Annotated in this window: 13 protein-coding genes; 8 read left to right on the forward strand and 5 right to left on the reverse strand. The window is 58.1% G+C overall.

The genetic code is table 11. The features are described from left to right. Positions 1-11 precede the first annotated feature (11 nt). The 7 genes from G6L01_RS20100 to G6L01_RS20130 all read left to right on the forward strand — a co-directional run bounded on the left by G6L01_RS20100 (position 12) and on the right by G6L01_RS20130 (position 5997). Positions 12-1424 (forward strand): aspartate aminotransferase family protein, encoded by a 1413-nt coding sequence (locus G6L01_RS20100; protein ID WP_070165358.1) that lies wholly within the window; start codon positions 12-14, stop codon positions 1422-1424. A gap of 4 nt (positions 1425-1428) precedes the next feature. Next, the gene (locus G6L01_RS20105) at positions 1429-2382 is read left to right on the forward strand and encodes an arginase family protein (RefSeq protein WP_070165359.1); all 954 of its coding nucleotides are present in this window, start codon (positions 1429-1431) and stop codon (positions 2380-2382) included. Then, positions 2379-2732, forward strand: coding sequence for a DMT family transporter (locus G6L01_RS20110; protein ID WP_070165360.1), 354 nt, complete (start codon positions 2379-2381; stop codon positions 2730-2732). The genes G6L01_RS20105 and G6L01_RS20110 overlap by 4 nt, the downstream gene beginning before the upstream one ends. Beyond that, positions 2729-3610, forward strand: a complete 882-nt coding sequence (locus G6L01_RS20115; protein ID WP_012653877.1) for a fatty acid desaturase family protein — start codon at positions 2729-2731, stop codon at positions 3608-3610. The genes G6L01_RS20110 and G6L01_RS20115 overlap by 4 nt, the downstream gene beginning before the upstream one ends. Then, complete coding sequence (locus tag G6L01_RS20120) at positions 3607-4422, forward strand: alpha/beta hydrolase (RefSeq protein WP_070165361.1); 816 nt, start codon at positions 3607-3609, stop codon at positions 4420-4422. Before G6L01_RS20115 ends, G6L01_RS20120 begins: the two co-directional genes overlap by 4 nt. A gap of 61 nt (positions 4423-4483) precedes the next feature. Then, positions 4484-5632, forward strand: coding sequence for a GNAT family N-acetyltransferase (locus tag G6L01_RS20125; RefSeq protein WP_081344096.1), 1149 nt, complete (start codon positions 4484-4486; stop codon positions 5630-5632). Beyond that, positions 5629-5997 carry an EamA family transporter gene (locus G6L01_RS20130; protein ID WP_070165362.1) on the forward strand — a complete coding sequence of 123 codons (369 nt, stop codon included), beginning with the start codon at positions 5629-5631 and terminating at the stop codon, positions 5995-5997. Before G6L01_RS20125 ends, G6L01_RS20130 begins: the two co-directional genes overlap by 4 nt. Positions 5998-6012: 15 nt before the next feature. Here the strand turns inward: G6L01_RS20130 and G6L01_RS20135 are convergent, their stop codons facing one another. From G6L01_RS20135 to bcsN, 4 genes are all read right to left on the reverse strand, one after another. Next, a complete protein-coding gene (locus G6L01_RS20135; protein ID WP_337692714.1) occupies positions 6013-6831 on the reverse strand; it encodes a MipA/OmpV family protein in 819 nt (272 codons plus the stop codon). Positions 6832-7057: 226 nt separating this feature from the next. Next, positions 7058-9412, reverse strand: coding sequence for a cellulose biosynthesis cyclic di-GMP-binding regulatory protein BcsB (locus tag G6L01_RS20140; protein WP_070165364.1), 2355 nt, complete (start codon positions 9410-9412; stop codon positions 7058-7060). Next, the gene (bcsA, locus tag G6L01_RS20145; RefSeq protein ID WP_070165365.1) at positions 9409-11598 is read right to left on the reverse strand and encodes a UDP-forming cellulose synthase catalytic subunit; all 2190 of its coding nucleotides are present in this window, start codon (positions 11596-11598) and stop codon (positions 9409-9411) included. The genes G6L01_RS20140 and bcsA overlap by 4 nt, the downstream gene beginning before the upstream one ends. A 101-nt stretch (positions 11599-11699) precedes the next feature. Continuing rightward, entirely contained in the window at positions 11700-12770 is a 1071-nt protein-coding gene (bcsN, locus tag G6L01_RS20150) for a cellulose biosynthesis protein BcsN (RefSeq protein WP_081344086.1), read from the reverse strand. A 163-nt stretch (positions 12771-12933) separates the two neighbouring features. Between bcsN and G6L01_RS20155 the strand changes: the two genes are divergently transcribed. Then, positions 12934-15225: a hypothetical protein gene (locus G6L01_RS20155; RefSeq protein WP_070165367.1), complete on the forward strand. Its 2292-nt coding sequence runs from the start codon at positions 12934-12936 to the stop codon at positions 15223-15225. A 73-nt stretch (positions 15226-15298) separates the two neighbouring features. Here the strand turns inward: G6L01_RS20155 and G6L01_RS20160 are convergent, their stop codons facing one another. Continuing rightward, complete coding sequence (locus tag G6L01_RS20160; RefSeq protein WP_070165368.1) at positions 15299-17332, reverse strand: HWE histidine kinase domain-containing protein; 2034 nt, start codon at positions 17330-17332, stop codon at positions 15299-15301. Positions 17333-17421 lie beyond the last annotated feature (89 nt).

Here is a 17421-nt window from a genome sequence, read left to right on the forward strand (position 1 = left end):
AAAATAAGGACATGCGTGCAACGCTCAAGATTGCCGAACCACCCGTCGTTTCGCGTTCGGAAGACGAGTTGAGAGAACTCGAGAACCTCTATTGTTCTCACGGTGATACCGTCCACTATACGGATAAGCCGAAATTCTTCGAAGGCTGCGAAGGCTCCTTTGTCTACGACGCCAGCCAGACGCCATTTCTCGACCTGCAAATGTGGTATTCCGCCGTCAATTTCGGCTATCGCAACGAGCGGCTGAACAATGCGGCCCATCGGCAGCTCGACCAGCTTCCGCAGGTGGCATCCCAATATCTGCACCGCGAGAAAGTCGAGCTTGCCGCGCTGATTGCCCGCGATGCCGAGCAGAAGTTTGGCCATAAGGGCCGCGTCCATTTCAATGTCGGCGGCTCGCAGGCTGTCGAGGATTCGCTGAAGTTGGTGCGCAATTTCACCGGTGGCAAAAGCCTGATGTTTGCCTTTGAGGGTGGCTATCATGGCCGCACGCTCGGCGCGAGTGCGATCACCTCAAGCTATCGTTATCGGCGCCGCTACGGCCATTTCAGCGACCGCGCCCAGTTTATCGAGTTTCCCTATCACTTCCGCGGCCCCAAGGGCATGTCGAAGGAAGAATATGGTGAGGTCTGCGTCCAGAAATTCGCTCGCCTGTTCGAAAGCGAATATAACGGCGTCTGGGACCCCAAAGCCGGTAAATCCGAATATGCCGCTTTCTATGTCGAGCCGATCCAGGGCACGGGCGGCTATGTCATTCCGCCAATGAATTTCTTCACCGGTTTGAAGAAAGTGCTTGACGATCACGGCATCCTAATGGTTGTCGATGAGATCCAGATGGGCGTCTACCGCACCGGCAAGCTGTGGTCCATCGAGCATTTTGGCGTATCACCTGATGTTCTGGTGTTCGGCAAGGCCATTACCAATGGTCTCAATCCGCTCTCCGGCATCTGGGCGCGCGAGGAGATGATCAATCCGACGATCTTCCCCCCCGGCTCGACCCATTCGACCTTCGCCAGCAATCCGATGGGGACCGCTGTTGCACTGGAAACCATGAAAATGGTCGGCGAGGGTGATTTTGGTGCCAGCGTCATGGAAAAAGGCGCCCGCTTCCTCGATGGCCTGAAGGTTCTCGAAAAACGGCATGCCATCGTCGGTGATGTCGATGGTCTCGGCCTCGCCCTGCGGATGGAAATCTGCAAGGAAGATGGGTTTACCCCTGACAAGGCAACGCTCGACTGGATGTCGGACGAAGGCATGAAGGGTGATATGGTTGTCGATGGCAAGACCTATGGTCTGGTGCTTGATGTCGGCGGCTACCATAAGAACGTCATCACGCTGGCTCCCAACCTGATGATCAGCAACAGCGAAATCGATCTGGCGCTCACCCTGCTTGATCAGCTGCTGACCCGCGCTGCACGGAGATAGAGCCGTGCAACTCCTGCTTCTTCATCTCGACGACGCGCTGGAGTTGCAGCCTGAATTCATGCGCTCTTGCAAAATGGCTGGCGCGCATGAACTCAACGAACAGCAAAGCGGCAGGGCGGTGCGTCTCTGGGGTCGGCAAGCCGCGCTCGATACGCTCTGGCGGAAGATCAGGCAGGCGGGACGGCAGGGGTCTGCCGAACCGCGCCTCTGCTTCATGGGGTCGGGCGATTTTCACCATGTCACATCACTGCTGATCGATCAGGCCCTGGAAAGCCGCAGCGAGCGGGTTACCGTCATTCATATCGACAATCATCCAGACTGGGTGCATTTCGACGGTGGCATGCATTGCGGCTCCTGGGTGAACCGCACCCTTGCCAATCCGCAGGTCGATAAAGTCATCACCATCGGCGTCTGTAGCAATGATCTTGAGACGCCAGAGCGCAAGGGCGCAAATCTCGACCTGCTCGCCAGTGGTCGGCTGGAGCTTTATCCGTACATGCATCCGCCAAGCCGGGTGAAGGCCAGTTACGGTTCCGGGCAATCCTACAGGCAGCATGCCCGCGATCTCTATTGGCAAACCATCGCCGAGATCGGCGAGATGAATTTTATCGACCGATTGCTGGCCAGCATTCAGACCGACTGCGTCTACATCACTCTGGACAAGGACGTTCTGGTTCAAGGCGATGCAGTAACCAATTGGGACCAGGGGCAAATGCAGATGCCCTATGTCCTGTCGATCATCAGTGCGATCGGTGAGCGTCATCGGATCATCGGCGCCGATGTGACGGGGGATTATTCCCGTCCTGACTATAGCGGCACTCTCTGGACCCGGATGTTGAAAAAGGGTGAGATCCTCATCGATCAACCCCGCCATACATGTCCCAGTCCGCAAATCTGCACCATCAACAGTTCCGCAAACCTCGCGCTGCTGGATGTCTTCGGGGAGCACATGCGATGAAGCAAGGGCTCGACCTGTCAATGCTGGCGCTGATCCTGTTTTGTATCCTGACGGAGACAGGCCGCGAAATCTGCTTCAAAAAAGGCGCAGGTGAGGGGGATGCCAGACATATGGTCCTGCGGCCTGTCGTCTGGGCCGGGATCTGCTTCTGGCTCATCGAACTCCTGGCCTGGAGCCGGGTGCTTGCCAGTGTCTCGCTGTCCATCGCCTTTCCGATCATGGCGATGAGCTATGCCACCATCACGATTGCCGGTGCGGTGATCTTCAAGGAATCCATCAACCTTCGCCATGCCGTCGGGGTCGCGCTTGTGACCGCCGGTGTGGTCTGTGTCGGAGCAACAGGACTATGAAACTCTTTGCCTATTCAAAATGGGATAGCGTGTCTGTCGCAGCAGCATTGCTGCATCTGGCCTTCAACATCTATCTGATCGCCGGGTTCGAGAGCCGACCGTTGTGGCTCTCCTTCGTGCTTGCCTGCATCTATGCGCTGTCAATTTCCTGGAACATCAACAGCATTTCTCATAACTTCATTCACACGCCCTATTTCAAGCCGCGCTGGATGAATTATGCCTTCAGCCTGCTGGAATCGATCACCATCGGCTTTTCCCAGACCTATTATCACTGGGTCCATATGCGCCATCATTCCGGCAATAGCGACCGCCCGGATGAGAGCGGCAAGACCGTCGATTTGCTGTCGATCTACAAGCATGGCAAGAATGGCGAGCCGGAAAATGTGTTTTCCTACACGTTTCTGAGCTTCTTCCGGGACGATCTGGGCGAAATCCATCGGGCCATCGCGGCAAAGCGGCCATTTGAAGCCAAGTGGGGCCGGATCGAACTGATCGCCTTCATCGTCGTCGCGCTGGCGGCCCTGGCCTATGACTGGAAGGCGACGCTATTCCTCGTGCCGTTCTATTATCTCGGCAATTGCCTGTCGTCTCTCAATGGTTACTACGAGCATCTGCATGGCGATCCAGACGAGCCGATTGCCTGGGGCGTCAGCAGCTACAAGAGCTTCTACAATTGGCTGTGGTTCGGCAACGGCTATCACGCCGAACACCATTACCGGCCCAAAACCCATTGGACGCAATTGCCGCTGCTGCATGACCGGATCAAGGATGAACAGGAAAAAGCTGGCACCCATGTGATCAGCACCTGCCACGCGCTCGGCTTCATTGCCAAGGAAAATCTGGCCAAAGAGACCTTGTCGGGGGAGGGGACCCGATGAGCACTGATGCGCTCTCGTTTTTTCAGGAAGGCAGCAATGGCAGTGGCATCCTACTTGTCCACGGTCTGACAGGGGCACCTGCGGAAATGCGGCTGGTCGCCCGGCAATTGCACCGGCGCGGATATTCGGTCTATGCCCCGCTTTTGGCAGGCCATGGAAAGGACGAAGCAGCCTTGCGCAAGACGCGCTGGCAGGATTGGCTTGAGAGCGTCGAGGAAGCCGGACAGGTTCTGGCATCACGGGTCGATGCGGCCTTTGCCGCAGGCATTTGCGCCGGGGGAAAGCTGGCGCTGATGGCGGCGGATCGCCAGCCATTGACGCTGCGGGCGGCGGCCATCTATTCGCCCTGCTTCCATTATGATGGCTGGGACATTCCCCGCCATTACAATTTCATGGCGCGCAATATCCGCTGGCTGGCGAAGATTCCTTTCCTGGACCGGCTGAGGTTTCACGAAACCCGCTCGCTCGGCATCAAGGACGACCGGCTGCGCAACAAGATTGCCGCCATGAATGGCGACGGCGTGCTGGAGAGCTTTCCTGGCAGGGGATTGGTGGAAATGGACAAGCTCGGGCGGGTGCTGAAAGCCCGGCTGCCATCCATGGAGACACCAACGCTGATCGTTCATTCGCTTGAGGATGATGTCAGCAGCCCAAGCCATGCCCAATATATCTCGTCCCATCTCGGCGGGCCGCGAGAACTGCATTGGCTGCGGGACAGCTATCACATGATCCATATGGACCGACAACATCGGCACGTCGCCGATCTGACAGCGGATTTTTTCGAGGCTCATTATGTACCGGACCGAGCATAACATGTCCGAAAACAGAGCGGTGAAATCTGCGGCCCCAGACGATGTCATGCAGAAGCGTGTCATGCTTGGTGTGGTGAGCAGTTTGGATGCCCGCATTGCAACCTCGATTGCCGATATTGATCGTGATGAGTGGGACCAGTGTTTTCCCGGCGAACCGGAGGCCTACGACTATCTGCTGACCGTGGAAACCGCGGGGATATCAGGCTTTGAATGGTGCTATGCCACGGTCTATGAAGGCGGCTACCTTGTTGCGGCCATGCCAGCCTTCATCACACGCTATGCCTTGGACACCACGCTTGAGGCGGGCGGCGTCCGTGACGCGATCGCTAGGTTGCGCCGCATCTTTCCAAGATTCCTGACCTTGCCACTGGCCTGCCTGGGCTCGCCTTGCACGGAGACCGGCAATCTCGGTTTTCACCCATCGGTCAGGCCGGAACGTCATGAAATGCTGTTTGAGGCCATGCTGAGCAGTTTTGAGGATTATGCCAGGACACGAAAATGCGTGCTGGGTGCGCTGAAGGATATTCCGCAGCCGTTGGATGCCGGGATTGACCGCGTGATCAAGGACCATGGCTATGCGCCGCTGGGCGGCATGCCGACCGCCTGGCTCACCATCGATTTCAACGATATGGACAGTTATTTTGCTCGACTGTCATCATCGACACGCAAGGACATGCGCCGCAAATTGCGGGCGCGCGAAAAGGTCAGGGTCGAATACCACACGCAATTCGGTGACTATCTGCCGCGGATCATGCAGCTTTATAACGAAACGCGCACGCGTAGCGAATGGCAGTTCGAAGAGCTGACACCGGCCTATTTCGAAGGCATCCTGAAGACTATGCCCGGCCGGTCTTTCTGCACCCTGTATTTTGTTGGCGACGAATTGCTGGCGGCCAACCTGATGGTTCATAACGATCACACCCTGATCGACAAATTTTTCTGCATGGATGAAAAGGCGGGTCGCCCCTACAATCTCTATTATCTCAGCTGGTTCGAGAATATCGGCTATTGCCTGAAGAACGGCTTGACGCGCTATCAGAGCGGCCAGGCCTATTATAGCAACAAGGTGCGGCTGGGCAGCAGGCTAACGCCGAATGAAATGTATTTCCGTCATCGTAATCCTGTCGTTCAACGTCTGTTGCGCCTGGTTGCGCCCTATTTCGCCGCAGATGAAGCGAGCGCAGTTCAACCGAGCGAGGGCGACGCATGAAACTGCTTCGCCTGTCATGGCTGGCCGTGCCGGTACTCAATACGGCTCAGCAGATGTTTTTGAAACTTGGCGCAGATCAGGCCGATACCGCGCATGGATCGGCGTTTTTCGAACATGTCTTCCTGTCACACTGGTTTCTAGCCGCTGTCATCGCGGAAATTGTCTGTTTTATCGTCTGGATGTCGGTGCTGGCCGATCTGCCGCTCAGCAAGGCATTTCCATTATCCGCTGTCAGCTATGTGCTGATCATGGCAATGGCCTGGTTCATGTTTGACGAGCCGGTCAGGCTTTTGACGCTGATTGGCACGGCGACAATCCTGGCTGGCGCCTGGTGCATTGCGACGGCGTCAAAGTCTGGGGCCTGAGGCCTGAGGCCGCGTTCAGAATGAAATATCGAAGGATTTATTGAAGGCAATTCCAACGACGTTCTGGTTTTTCGTCCCGAGCTCAGAGGAAACAGGAGAATCGGCGGCATCGCCCACCAGCCGCTCGAAGCGATCATAGAGTTGCACCGACATGTCGGGCGATATCGTATAGGTGGCCGAGACGGTAAAGCCGACGGATTTGATCCCGGCGCTCGCATCGAAAGCATTGATGCGGCCATTGCGGCTGGCCTCGGCAGCGGAGACGCCGAAATATTTGTTCATATAGGATGTGTCGCCAAAAGTGGCCCTCGGTCCTGCGGACAGCAGCCATTTTTCGGAAAGCGGTTGAAACCAGTCTGAGCCGACATCAACCACCAATCCACTGCCATTTGACAGCGCCTGACGGATTTCCGAGCGGACGCGCCAGACATCGGGCTTGATCCAGTATTGGACGAATACACCCGCATCGATATCGAATTCGACGTTTTTCAGCCCGTCGAGATTGGTCGATTTGGAGGAGCGGCTGTCACGAAAGCCAACGACCGGCCCCACTTCAAACCCATGCCCACTGAACACCGTATAATCCAGATTGTCATCAGGCGCTGAATTTTCCTCAGCCTCTCCGAACCGCCGGATATCGAAGGAGGGAATGACCCCGAACGTATATTGCTTGGAACCGGGATAGCTGGGCGCCAGTTCGACAGCCCCTCCGAGCGTGACCGTCCAGCGACTGTCCGTATTATCGGCACTCGCGTCGGCGGCATGGCTGCTACAGGCAGAAAACAGCAGGGATGACAGGCAGCCCGCCGCGATCGCACCTCTAGGATTTATCACTCGATACAAAACCATCCGTCCAGAAATGCCCTCTGTTAAACCGCAGCGGCAAAGTTACAGATCGGTCATGTTATTGAACTGTCAGGCCGACATGGTCAAGGATATTGCGTGATCCTCACCGATTCTGCTCGGTTTCCTCAAGTCGAAGTGGATTTAAAGTGACAGTTCTGTTGGTTAAATCAAGCGTTGCTGTGGCAATGGCTTTTGCAACCAATCGCGTAAATGATTAATGTCTGTCTGGCCCATGGCCGCGCCCCAGCAGCGCCATCAACGCATTGGTGGCAAGTCCAAGCAGGATCGCGCACAGGACGAGCCCGCCTGCATAGATCACAAAATTGCCTGAGAGCCAGTTTGCCGCGACCAGTCGCATATTGCTGATGCTCAAGGGCTGCATCGACAACAGGCTGACGTTGCTTGGCTCATTGACGACGATCTGCTGTTTCCTGGCATCATAAACGCTGACACGGCCAGAGATCGCGGTCCAATTGCGAAGATCGGCGATATCAATGGCGCCGGTTTGCAACAATGCAAGATCAGGGGCGCTGAATGTCGTCAGGATGGCACCGTCGGCATCGACGGATTGAGACAGAAATGCACTGGATGCCTGCGGCAATGTATAGGAGGCCTCGGCGCTCGGCCAAAGACTGACGGTCGCCAGGTTGAGATCGAAGGTTTCTTTCATCCAGGTATCGACGCTGGAAAAAAATTCCATCACCGTGCCGGAATCAATTTTGTCGCGCCAGGATTTGAGCTTTACGTCAGTGCTGAGATCGCCATCTCCGGCGCCCTTGGTGTTCAGCTGCACATTGGCAAGTGCCTGGGGTGGAAGGTCCGGTGCCGCTCCGATGAAAATCGCATTGCGACCGGCAAAACGCGGGGGCGATGACGCCATTTCGAGAGCAAGGGTTTGGCGGGCCGATGCGGCAAATTTGCCGAGCACGGTTGCGGCTGCGGCCAGCGTCACATCGTCATTCCGGCCGAGAACAACCATTGTCGGGGTCTTTGCCGCCGCAAAGGGAAAGCCGAGAGCCGCTGTTGCGGCGAGGTCGGGGGCCTGGGTCAGATGCGCGATCGGCGGCATGACGAATTGCGAAGAGCCGAACAAGGCAAACCGCGCCGTTTTGTCCGCTGTCTCACCAGGTGCGCAGACGCTGTCCTCCTGGGTCATCATCACGGCTTCCAGCCCGATGACATTCACGCCCGGATGAAAATGGCGCAGGGTAACGCGGATCGGATAGTGCCGGAGAACCGCGCCTCCCTTGGACGTGATCGGAACGGTGGTCGCCAGATGACCGTTGACCGATACCACGATCTGGCTGCCCGGCAAGACCTTGCTCGAATAGGCAGCGTCCAGCAATATGGTCGCGGTCCCATAATGGTTGGCGTAGAAATCGGCGGGCATGCCGACCGTGAAATCTGTGGAAAAACGCCGACCTGAAAATTCCTGGTCGGGAAGACCGAGTGCGGCAAAGGACAGCGTGCCAGCTTTGTCGAGAATAGGCGTATCGATGCCGCGCCAGGCCGAGGTTTTCAACATCCGCCGCTCGCCGTCTTGCGCGAACTGGACAAAGTTATCGGCAATCGCTTTGATGTCGCGCCAATCCGGGCCGCTGAAGGCGAGCACCGACACGCCTGGCCGGGCAGGAAGCGCCATGAAGCCAGCCATCGTGCCGTTCAGCTTTCTGGTGTCAGCGTTTACGGCATTGTTGATGCCGATCAGGCCCGCCATTTGCGATGTGGTGGCTGCCACGACCACAAGCTCCCCGGGGGCCGGTCGTGCTGGCATGGCTTTCGTGAAGCTGAAGGAGCCATTGGCCACGCCGCTCAGCAGTGAAAGGCCTTGGGCCAACTGGAGCAAAGCGGGTGTGGCGGATGGCTTTTCGAAATCCGGTGAAACAATGGTGAAATGGCTGCGGCCTTTTTCATCGACCCCAAGCGCACGCACATCGTCGAGACGTTTCATGCCGTTGGCATTAGGGTCTGCAAATGTCAGATAGGTTTTTGCCGCATCGAGCTGCGTCCACAATTCATAGGTGGATTGGATGGTGCAGTCGGTGCGGTGCCGTTGCTCCGCGGCAAACCCTATCCGGTTGAAGCCCGGAACAAGAACGCCTCGCGGCACGGAAATCGTGTTTTGCTGCGCAGACTGGCCGCCTCTGATCGGCAGGTTTAGAACCGGCGTGTCATTGATGGTGATAAGAAGGTTAGAGGCTTCCGGCGCAACCACGAGCGCGTTGCTATAGCTCAGCACCAGCTTTGCATCGGCTGAGGCTTGTTCCGGTGTCAGGTAAATCGACATCGCCTGCCGGGCCAGTTCGCCTTGCAGCTTGAGAGCCGGCGTCGTCAGCAGGTAACGGCGTGACAGGCTCTCGCTTTGCTGTTGTGCCGGGCGGTTGGAAAGGGGAATGCCAGGGATCGGCGTAGTGGGGACGGGGACAGGCGCCTTGGTCGCGGGCAGGCCGGGTATCGGCGCGCCCGGCGTTGTATTGCTTTCGGGGCTCATGTCGAAAGGCGCCATCTGGGCAAGTGCTGACCCAGCGCCTGCCACAAGCATCAAAATCAGGGCAAAAGCTGTTTTCACTGTTCGCCCTCCTGCTTTGCATCGGTTTTGGCTTTCGAAGAAAGCAGCAGAAGCAGATAATGCAAGCCACGCAGTGTCTGCGTCAGGGACAGGCGCAGGAACATCCAGGCTCCACCCAAAAGGCCTGGATTGTGACGACGCGACTGTTGAAACAGGCTCCACTGCTGGGCATTGGCAAAGATCAGATCGGCGATGAATTCATGGTGGCGCACGGTTTCCGGCAGATAGCGGCAGCCGATTGAGACGATATCGCCATTGAACTGGAAATGGCGGATATTGACAGGCAGTTCGGCCCATCCCGTTGTGCCATGCGGTTGAAAGGTTACCGCGCCCAAGATGTCCCGTTTGAAGATTTCGCGGTCGCGGGTGAAAATTTGCAGGCTGGCACCGTTGACCGACACATCGTCGATCATTGCCGGATAGGTTTTTCCACCCACGGAAAACTCGCAGCGCCGGCTGACCTGGACACGACGCGACGACTGTCGCTCTCCCCGCTCCGAGACGACGCCCAGTGCGCATCCGGCCATGATCAGATTGACCAGGTTCCAGCCACCGACCACCAGTGTCACGTCAAACCGATAGGGATCGCTGTAGAGCCTGTAGACAGTCACAGCAAAGGCAAGCAGCAGGATAAAGAAGATCAGGAAAAACGGCCGGCTGATTTCCGAAAGACGGCTTTCCGTCACGCTTTCATCCTTGGCGGTGACCTTGAAAGTCGGTCGCCGTGGGTCCCACATCACCGACAGGATCGCTGGCAGCAGATGTATTGATTGCACATATTCGTAAAGCTCCGAAATCCATGGCCAGCGGAAGGAACCATAGAGGTAGTTCTGAACCATCAGGTTCACGAGCATATAGGACAGCGTATAGGCCATGAACTCGCCACCCGAGCCCATGAAAATCTGTAGATCGAAAAACAGATAGAACAGCGGCGCCATCAGGAAGATCGCCCGGGGAAAGGGAAACAGCCAGAACATCGTTGATGACATGTAGCAGAGCCGCTGCGGCAAGGTCAGGCCGCGCTTGAGTGGCGGAAAACGGAACCGCATGATCTGCATCATGCCCTGAGCCCAGCGGCTGCGCTGGCCGATAAAGCTGGCAAAGGTGGCCGGTTGCAGCCCGGCGATCAGTGGCATGTCGACGAAAACACTGTTCCAGCCGCGTGAATGCAGCTCAAGCGCGGTTTCGCAATCCTCGGTAATGGAAAGGCCGCTGAAGCCCTTGGTTTCAAGCAGCGCTTCGCGGCGCAGCACGGCGGCTGATCCGCAGAAAAATGCCGCGTTCCATTTGTCGAGGCCGCGCTGGATAATGCCGTAGAACATTTCGTTCTCGCTCGGCATCTTGTTGAACGTGTTGAGGTTGCGCTCGACCGGGTCCGGGTTGATGAAGAAATGCGGCGTCTGGACCAGGAAAAGACGCGGGTCATCCCCGAAATAGCCGACGGTTTCCTTCAGAAAGCTGCGGGCCGGAGCGTGGTCGGCGTCGAAGACGGCGATCAGTTCTCCGCTGGAATGGTCAAGACCATTGTTGAGATTGCCGGCCTTCGCATGTTCGTTACGCTCGCGGGTCAGATAGCGCACGCCAAGCTGGCTACAGAGCGCCTGAAGCGCATGATAACGTTGCTCGGCGAATTTTGCTGCCAGCAGGTCGGTCGACTGACGCTTCTGCTCTGTGGAGCCGTCGTCCAGCAGCCAGACGGTGAATTTTTCAGTCGGATAATCGAGATTGCGGGCCGCAGCCAGCGTATTGGCCAGCAAGGCTTCGTCTTCGTTATAGCTTGGTACGAAGATATCGACGATTGGCAGTTCTTCAGCGGCAAGGGTGCGAAAAGGCTTGCGCGGCGGTAGCGGCATGGACACCACGAACAGGCTGAGAAACAGCATCAGGACGCTGTACATCTCGGCCAGATAGACAAGCAGGCCGGGGATGAAATTTTCAAGCTGGTTGACCGGCGGCAAGGTACTGCTGGTGCGCCAATAGACATAGCGCAGAACAATGGCTGTCGAGAGCGACAGAAAAACAATGCGGCCGCGTCCTTCGATCCGCATCATTCTCATCACCGAAACGATGATGAGAATGATGAATGTCGTCACCAGCTGTGTCCGGGTGTCGATGGGCAGAAATGTCAGGGCCAGCATCGCCGCCGCGCAGATCAGCCAGAGCAGGAAGCGGACCAAAAACACCATTGTCTAATCCTCGAAATCCCGGTCATGGGGGACGCGTTGCGGCCAAAGCGATGCAGCGGATTTTTTGCCTGTGGCCACCAAGCTCATGGGTGCCATCCATCTCATGGGCATTGTCCAGCTTGGGTCGCCCCAGATTGGGCCGAAGTTGCGCCAATGCAGGCGGGCGATGGTACGACAGAACCCGATCTTGTGGTCTGTGAGGACGGCGACGGGCTTGTCGCGCCCGATCGGGTTGGCGAAGGCACCGCTGCATGGGCGCCACCGATCTGGCTGGGTGACGGAACGATCGTGCCTTGCGCACCTGCCGGCAATGGCCGAGGATTGGATGTCACCGAACCAGGAGAGGCAGACTGTGATATCGCCGCATTTGTCTGGGCCGGACGCGGGGCTCGGCGCTCGGTCGGATATTGAGGCTGAGTGGCAATTGGGGCCGAAGGGACCGGCAGAATGGGCGTTGCCGGAGGATAGATCGGCGCGCTGCTACCGCCCAGGCGCGCGTCGAGCGGCGGCGGGCCACCGTAAGGGTTCCAGCCGGGGCTATCGACGGTGCCGGCAAGGGTAAAGCCATACATCAGCGATAGAAGCTGCTGTTCGCTTGCCAGCCTGTCGCAAAGGCGCATGCGGATCTGAACAGTTCCGCCATCGACAAAGGGACCACGCTGGCCTTGCCGGGCGCGCAATTGCTGCCAGGCATAAAGGCAGAGATCGTTGCCGCTGGAGCGGCCCACCGCATAGCCGAAAGGTCCAAAATCATTCTGCACCACGTAAGGCGCTCGGGTCATGGCGAGGCCCGGCAGGGTGCCGCGCATTTCCGAATTGATCCGGGCATCGGTCAATGAGGCCGAGGAGAGGGCGTTGTCGCCGTAGCGATTGGGATTTTCCGTTCCGTAAAACCGCACCTGCACGACATTTTGTCCCGGAACCGTCGAATTGGTCGACAGGGCAATTTCCTGCTGCACCGCATTGCTGAAGCGCTTTTGCGTGACGCCGACGATGGAGAAGTCGCCAGGCGGTGGTAAAAGCATGGCTTGGTCTGCGGAGAGCGCCCGCGTTTCGTCGTTCAGCCGCACCGGATTGCCGGCACAGGCAGACAAAAGGGCCACAAGAACAAAAGCGGGTGAGCAGAGTGTGCCCCGCAACAGTCCCGCTAGAATCGGTCGGTCTAGAATCATGGACTCGTCTTACGCCAGAAATTGCACTGACGAAATTTAAAACCTTTCAAAGTGCAAGACTTCCCTGCCGATCCGAACAAAATAAACCATTTCTTTACCCTAACGGTTAAAAGTCAGATCTTATTGGCTTTGCATTTCGGCCGATAATGCGGACGGAGTTCTCATGCGTACATCACTCATAGCGCTTATAGCGATTGCGGCCGGAGCCGTGGGTGCCGTGGGGGTTTTTCCGGGCCATGAGGATCTTGCGACTGTTTCGAAAAATTCGCAGGTCTCTGGCCAGGATGGCAGTGAGGGCGAGGTGGCTGGCGAGCAGGTGCAGGCTGGAAAGTCCGAGCGTCTGCCCGCGCCGCGGACCATGCCCGTGCAATTGCTGGCAGAGGCGCCCGCGCCCGACCAGTCAGCTCCCACCCGCGCCAACTCGCCGCTTGTCCCTGTTGCCGGGGAACAGTCTGCCGCACCGGTAAAGCCCAACGAGGGTGGAGGGTCTGGAGAAACCAGCCGCCCGTCGGTCGATGCCAGCGGCCCATCGGTTGATGAAAGCGCGTTGCGTTATTTTGCGGCCCGTGGTGATACGGTTCGGTTGCAGGCTGAGATTTCTCGCCTGCGCATGCTTTATCCCGGCTGGCAGCCGCCGGAAAATCCGATGTCCATCACAACCGGGGTGGATAGTTTCGTCCAGTCTCTCTGGCAGACCTATGCCGACGGTCGCTATGAGGAAGTGCGCAAAGCCATTGCCGGGCGCCAGCAAAGTGAACCCGGTTGGATGCCACCGGAGGAATTGCAGGGAAGCCTGAGGCTTGCCGAGGCCCGCCAAAGCCTGGTCAAGGCATCCGATGATAAGCGTTACGACAGTGTTATTTCACTGGCCTCGGGCGCGCCGGAACTGCTGACCTGTACGGAGGTCGATGTTTTGTGGCGTGTTGCCGAGGCTTTCGCCAGGACGAGCAAGCCGGAACGCGCCCGCGATGTCTATGCCTATGTGCTGAAAACCTGCCGGACCCCACAATTGCGGCTGGCATCCATGCAGAAGGCAAGCACTCTGTTGCAGCCCGCTCTGCTCGAAGACCTCCTGAAGCTGGAACAGCCCAGTGCTGACGGACATCCGGAATTTGACGGCATTCGTGACGATATTGCCCGCCAGATCGTGGCGCGCGCCGGGCAGGATGCCGGGATTGCCGTGCAGGGCGTTGAGCTGGAGCGGTTGGAAAAGGCTGCCGAACGCGAAGGCAAGGCCAGCGATGCCCTGCTGCTCGGCTGGTATCATTACCGCCGCAACGATATGGCCACTGCGAAGGAATGGTTTAACCGTTCCTACGCAAAAGAGCCGATTGCCTCTGCCGCCCAGGGATTGGCCCTGACGCAGGTGGCGCTTGGCACACCGGGCGAGGCGGAAAACACCATGTTCCGCTTTTACGGCGCCGATCAGCAGGCGCGGGCTGTCTATCTCTCGGCGGTTGCCGCATTGCTGTCGCAGGAGCCGCCAAAGGTCATCGACAATGGCGTGCTGTCCCGCATGGCGCCGGTGGTCATTGCAGCCCGCAATTCAGCGGCAGCCGAGCAGTTCGGCTGGTATGCGAGAGCGCTGCAACAGATGTCGACGGCGGCGGACTGGTTTCGGCTGGTTTTGTCCTGGGATGCCACCTATGAACCCGCGGCCTACGGGCTGGCCCTGTCGCTCGACACTCTGGGCGACAAGACCGGCGTAGCGCAGATCAAGGCGAAATGGGCCAGCCAGTCCGACCGGATCGCCGCAGTCGGCGAAATCAGGCCATCCCGAGACCGGCTTGCGGAAAAACAAGCCGTGCGGTCTCCCGATCGCCCGGCTGTTGCCGAAACGGGAAGTTCCACGTCCGAGGCTGTCAGCCGGACACGCTCAAGGCCGACCATGGTTGCCTTGCAGCAAAATACCGGGGCAGCAGCGGCCAGGCGGCCTGGCTGCTCTTCGACCCTTCCTGCCGGGCAATTGTCGCCGCCGGAAGCTTTGATGCGCGGCTGGTGCCTGATGGATCTCAAGCGTCCGATGGAGGCGGTCGAGGCGTTCGACCGGGCATTCAGCGGCGGCGACCTGCCGCTTCGCCAGGATGCTGCCTATGGCAAGAGCCTGGCGCTGCTGCGGTTGAAACTGACCGATAAAGCCGCCGCCGCCGCCGCGTCCGTGCCGCTTGGCAAGGAGCGGGCGCGTGAACTGCAATTGGCGATCCTGGCCGACAGGGCTGTGGGCGCGTTCCAGCTTGGTCGTGCCCGTGAGGCGCTGATTGCGCTCGACCAGCGCGCACGCCTGATGGCGGAACCACAGGATCTGCTTTTGCTGCGGGGCTATGCCTATCAGAAACTCGGTTATGTCGGTGAGGCGCGCCAGATTTTCGAAACGCTATCGGATATCGGTAATACATCCGCTCTCAAGGCCTTGGCCGATATCCGCGCCAACGATCCCGGCGAACCGCATGGCTGATATCAGGATTGGGTAAACCACGCCTGAAAACGCTTATGTCCAATACCTTAGGTTCAATCTGAACCTGATAAATTTAGTCTCCGGTTTCCTGGATTGTGGTGAGCGGAGCATGGAAGGTTGCCGTCAGGCCGGAGGGCCGATAGTCCTTATGGGCATTGCCTGTTCCAGCCAGTCCCATGCGGATCAGGCGGGAGCCGAAGCCCTTGCGGGTCGGTTCGCTCACGGTCGGCCCGCCGCTTTCCGTCCATGTCATCGACAGGGTCGGAATGGCGTCGTTGTCGGCGATCCACCATTTGATGGAGACACGACCGCTATTATTGGAAAGCGCACCATATTTGAGGGCGTTGGTTGCCAGTTCGTGCAGCAGCAGAGATAGCGACAGACCGGCCTTCGGGCCAAGCGCCAGATCGGGACCATCCACGTAAATACGGTCGCCATCGGCATGCAATGCCAGCACCTTCTCGATCACATCGCGCATTTTCGCCGCCGACCAGTTTTGCCGCAGAAGAACGTCATGGGCGGCGCCGAGGGCATGCAGGCGGGCCAGGAAAGCGTTGACGGCTTCCTTTTCCGTAACGTCCTTCAATGTCTGCCCGGCAATGGCCTGTACCATGGCCAGCGTATTTTTCAGCCGGTGGCTCAGTTCGTGGTTGAGAAGTTCCTGTTCTTCCTCGGCCTGAACTTTGGCAAGGGCTGCATAGGTTCGGTCGGCAATGCCGCGTGTAAAGTCCAGTTCGTCCTGGCTCCATGTACGGGGTTTGTCGTCATGGGCAAAGAGAATGCCGACCAGGTTTCCGCCTTTGAGGATCGGGACCTTGATCAGCGACGAAACCCCGATGGAGGCATAGGCGTCCTTTTCTGTGATCAGCCGTTTGCTTGAAGCGACGTTGGGAATCGACAATGTCTCTCCCTTGCACAGGTGCTCAATCGTTTCTGAAAACCTTTGGAGAGAATGGCGCCCTGCCAGCGAGACCGTGCCAGTGGATGTCCAGTCGAAGGCGACGGCAAAACTGTTGTCCGTCCTGTCCAACACGGCGTAGCCTGCGCGGGCAACACCGAGACCGTCCGACAGGATGGCGGCGGCGCTTTGGGTGATCTCTTCCACGGTGCTGGCGGCGCGAAGTTCGTCTCCCAGCTTTAACAATGCGGCCTTTTTCGCTTCTTTCAGCTTGGCATCGGTGGTGTCGAAGACCACGCCGACCATGCGGGTGATCTCGCCTGCCTCGTTGTGAACGAAGCGGGCTCGCCGCGAAATCCAGCGCAACTCATCATCGTCGGCGCGGATGATCCGATAATCCACGTCAGGACTGGCTGACCCTTCTCGCCGGGTAACCGGGTTCGAACGTAGGCCACGATCGTCCTCATGCACCAGAGCCTCAATCTCCGAAGCGGGATAGGACGTCTGCACCGGAATGCCGAAGACCCGGCAGAACTCGCTGGAAACTGTCATCGTATTGGTGGCGATGTCCAATTCGAACGTGCCGACCCGACCGGCGGCTTGAGCGCTTCGCGAGCGCTCGTCCTGTTGTTCCATGGCCGTGACGCGCGCCAGCCTGCGCTCGCTCAACCGGCGCTGCACCTCTGCTTCACGCGCTTTTTCCTTGAGCGCCTTGCGTAACTCCAGCTGTACCATCACCTGTCGGGCAAGAAGCTTCAACGTGTCCTGCTGAAGTTCGTTCAGTTGCTTGGGTTCGAAACCCAGCACGCAGACCGTGCCGATCGGTAGATTATCAGCGGTTTTCAGGACGGCTCCCGCATAAAACCGCAGATGCGGTTCGCCGGTGACCAGCGGATTGCGATTGAACCGGCTGTCCTGGCTTGCATCCGGTATCATCAGGAAATCGTCTTCCAGGATCGCCTTGGCGCAGAATGAACTGTCGAACGGTGTCTCGCGCACGCCAAGACCGACTTCTGCCTTGAAGAATTGCCTGCTGTCATCGATCAGATTGACGACGGCGATCGGCGTTGCGCAGATCCGAGAGGCGAGGGCGGCAATATCGTCAAAATCCTTCTCGCGCGGCGTGTCAAGCACGTCATAGGCCCTGAGCGCCTCAATGCGCCGTCTCTCGCGCAGCTCGGCTTGGTCGTCGTGTAATGAGTGGCGCATGGATCTTGTTCTGTCGTGCCGGTTCAAATTCTGGACCGGGGGGGATTTGCCGAGTGGGTTTCATTCTTTAAGTTGAAGATGGGCTCACA

Source organism: Agrobacterium vitis, assembly GCF_013337045.2.
GTDB lineage: Bacteria > Pseudomonadota > Alphaproteobacteria > Rhizobiales > Rhizobiaceae > Allorhizobium > Allorhizobium vitis_B.

What these genes read in the sequence shown, in the direction of transcription:
- G6L01_RS20100 (WP_070165358.1), top strand. Translation starts at nt 12, where the DNA reads ATGCGTGCAACGCTCAAGATTGCCGAACCACCCGTCGTTTCGCGTTCG.
- G6L01_RS20110 (WP_070165360.1), top strand. Translation starts at nt 2,379, where the DNA reads ATGAAGCAAGGGCTCGACCTGTCAATGCTGGCGCTGATCCTGTTTTGT.
- G6L01_RS20115 (WP_012653877.1), top strand. Translation starts at nt 2,729, where the DNA reads ATGAAACTCTTTGCCTATTCAAAATGGGATAGCGTGTCTGTCGCAGCA.
- G6L01_RS20120 (WP_070165361.1), top strand. Translation starts at nt 3,607, where the DNA reads ATGAGCACTGATGCGCTCTCGTTTTTTCAGGAAGGCAGCAATGGCAGT.
- G6L01_RS20125 (WP_081344096.1), top strand. Translation starts at nt 4,484, where the DNA reads ATGCTTGGTGTGGTGAGCAGTTTGGATGCCCGCATTGCAACCTCGATT.
- G6L01_RS20130 (WP_070165362.1), top strand. Translation starts at nt 5,629, where the DNA reads ATGAAACTGCTTCGCCTGTCATGGCTGGCCGTGCCGGTACTCAATACG.
- bcsA (WP_070165365.1), bottom strand. Translation starts at nt 11,598, where the DNA reads ATGGTGTTTTTGGTCCGCTTCCTGCTCTGGCTGATCTGCGCGGCGGCG.
- bcsN (WP_081344086.1), bottom strand. Translation starts at nt 12,770, where the DNA reads ATGATTCTAGACCGACCGATTCTAGCGGGACTGTTGCGGGGCACACTC.
- G6L01_RS20155 (WP_070165367.1), top strand. Translation starts at nt 12,934, where the DNA reads ATGCGTACATCACTCATAGCGCTTATAGCGATTGCGGCCGGAGCCGTG.
- G6L01_RS20160 (WP_070165368.1), bottom strand. Translation starts at nt 17,332, where the DNA reads ATGCGCCACTCATTACACGACGACCAAGCCGAGCTGCGCGAGAGACGG.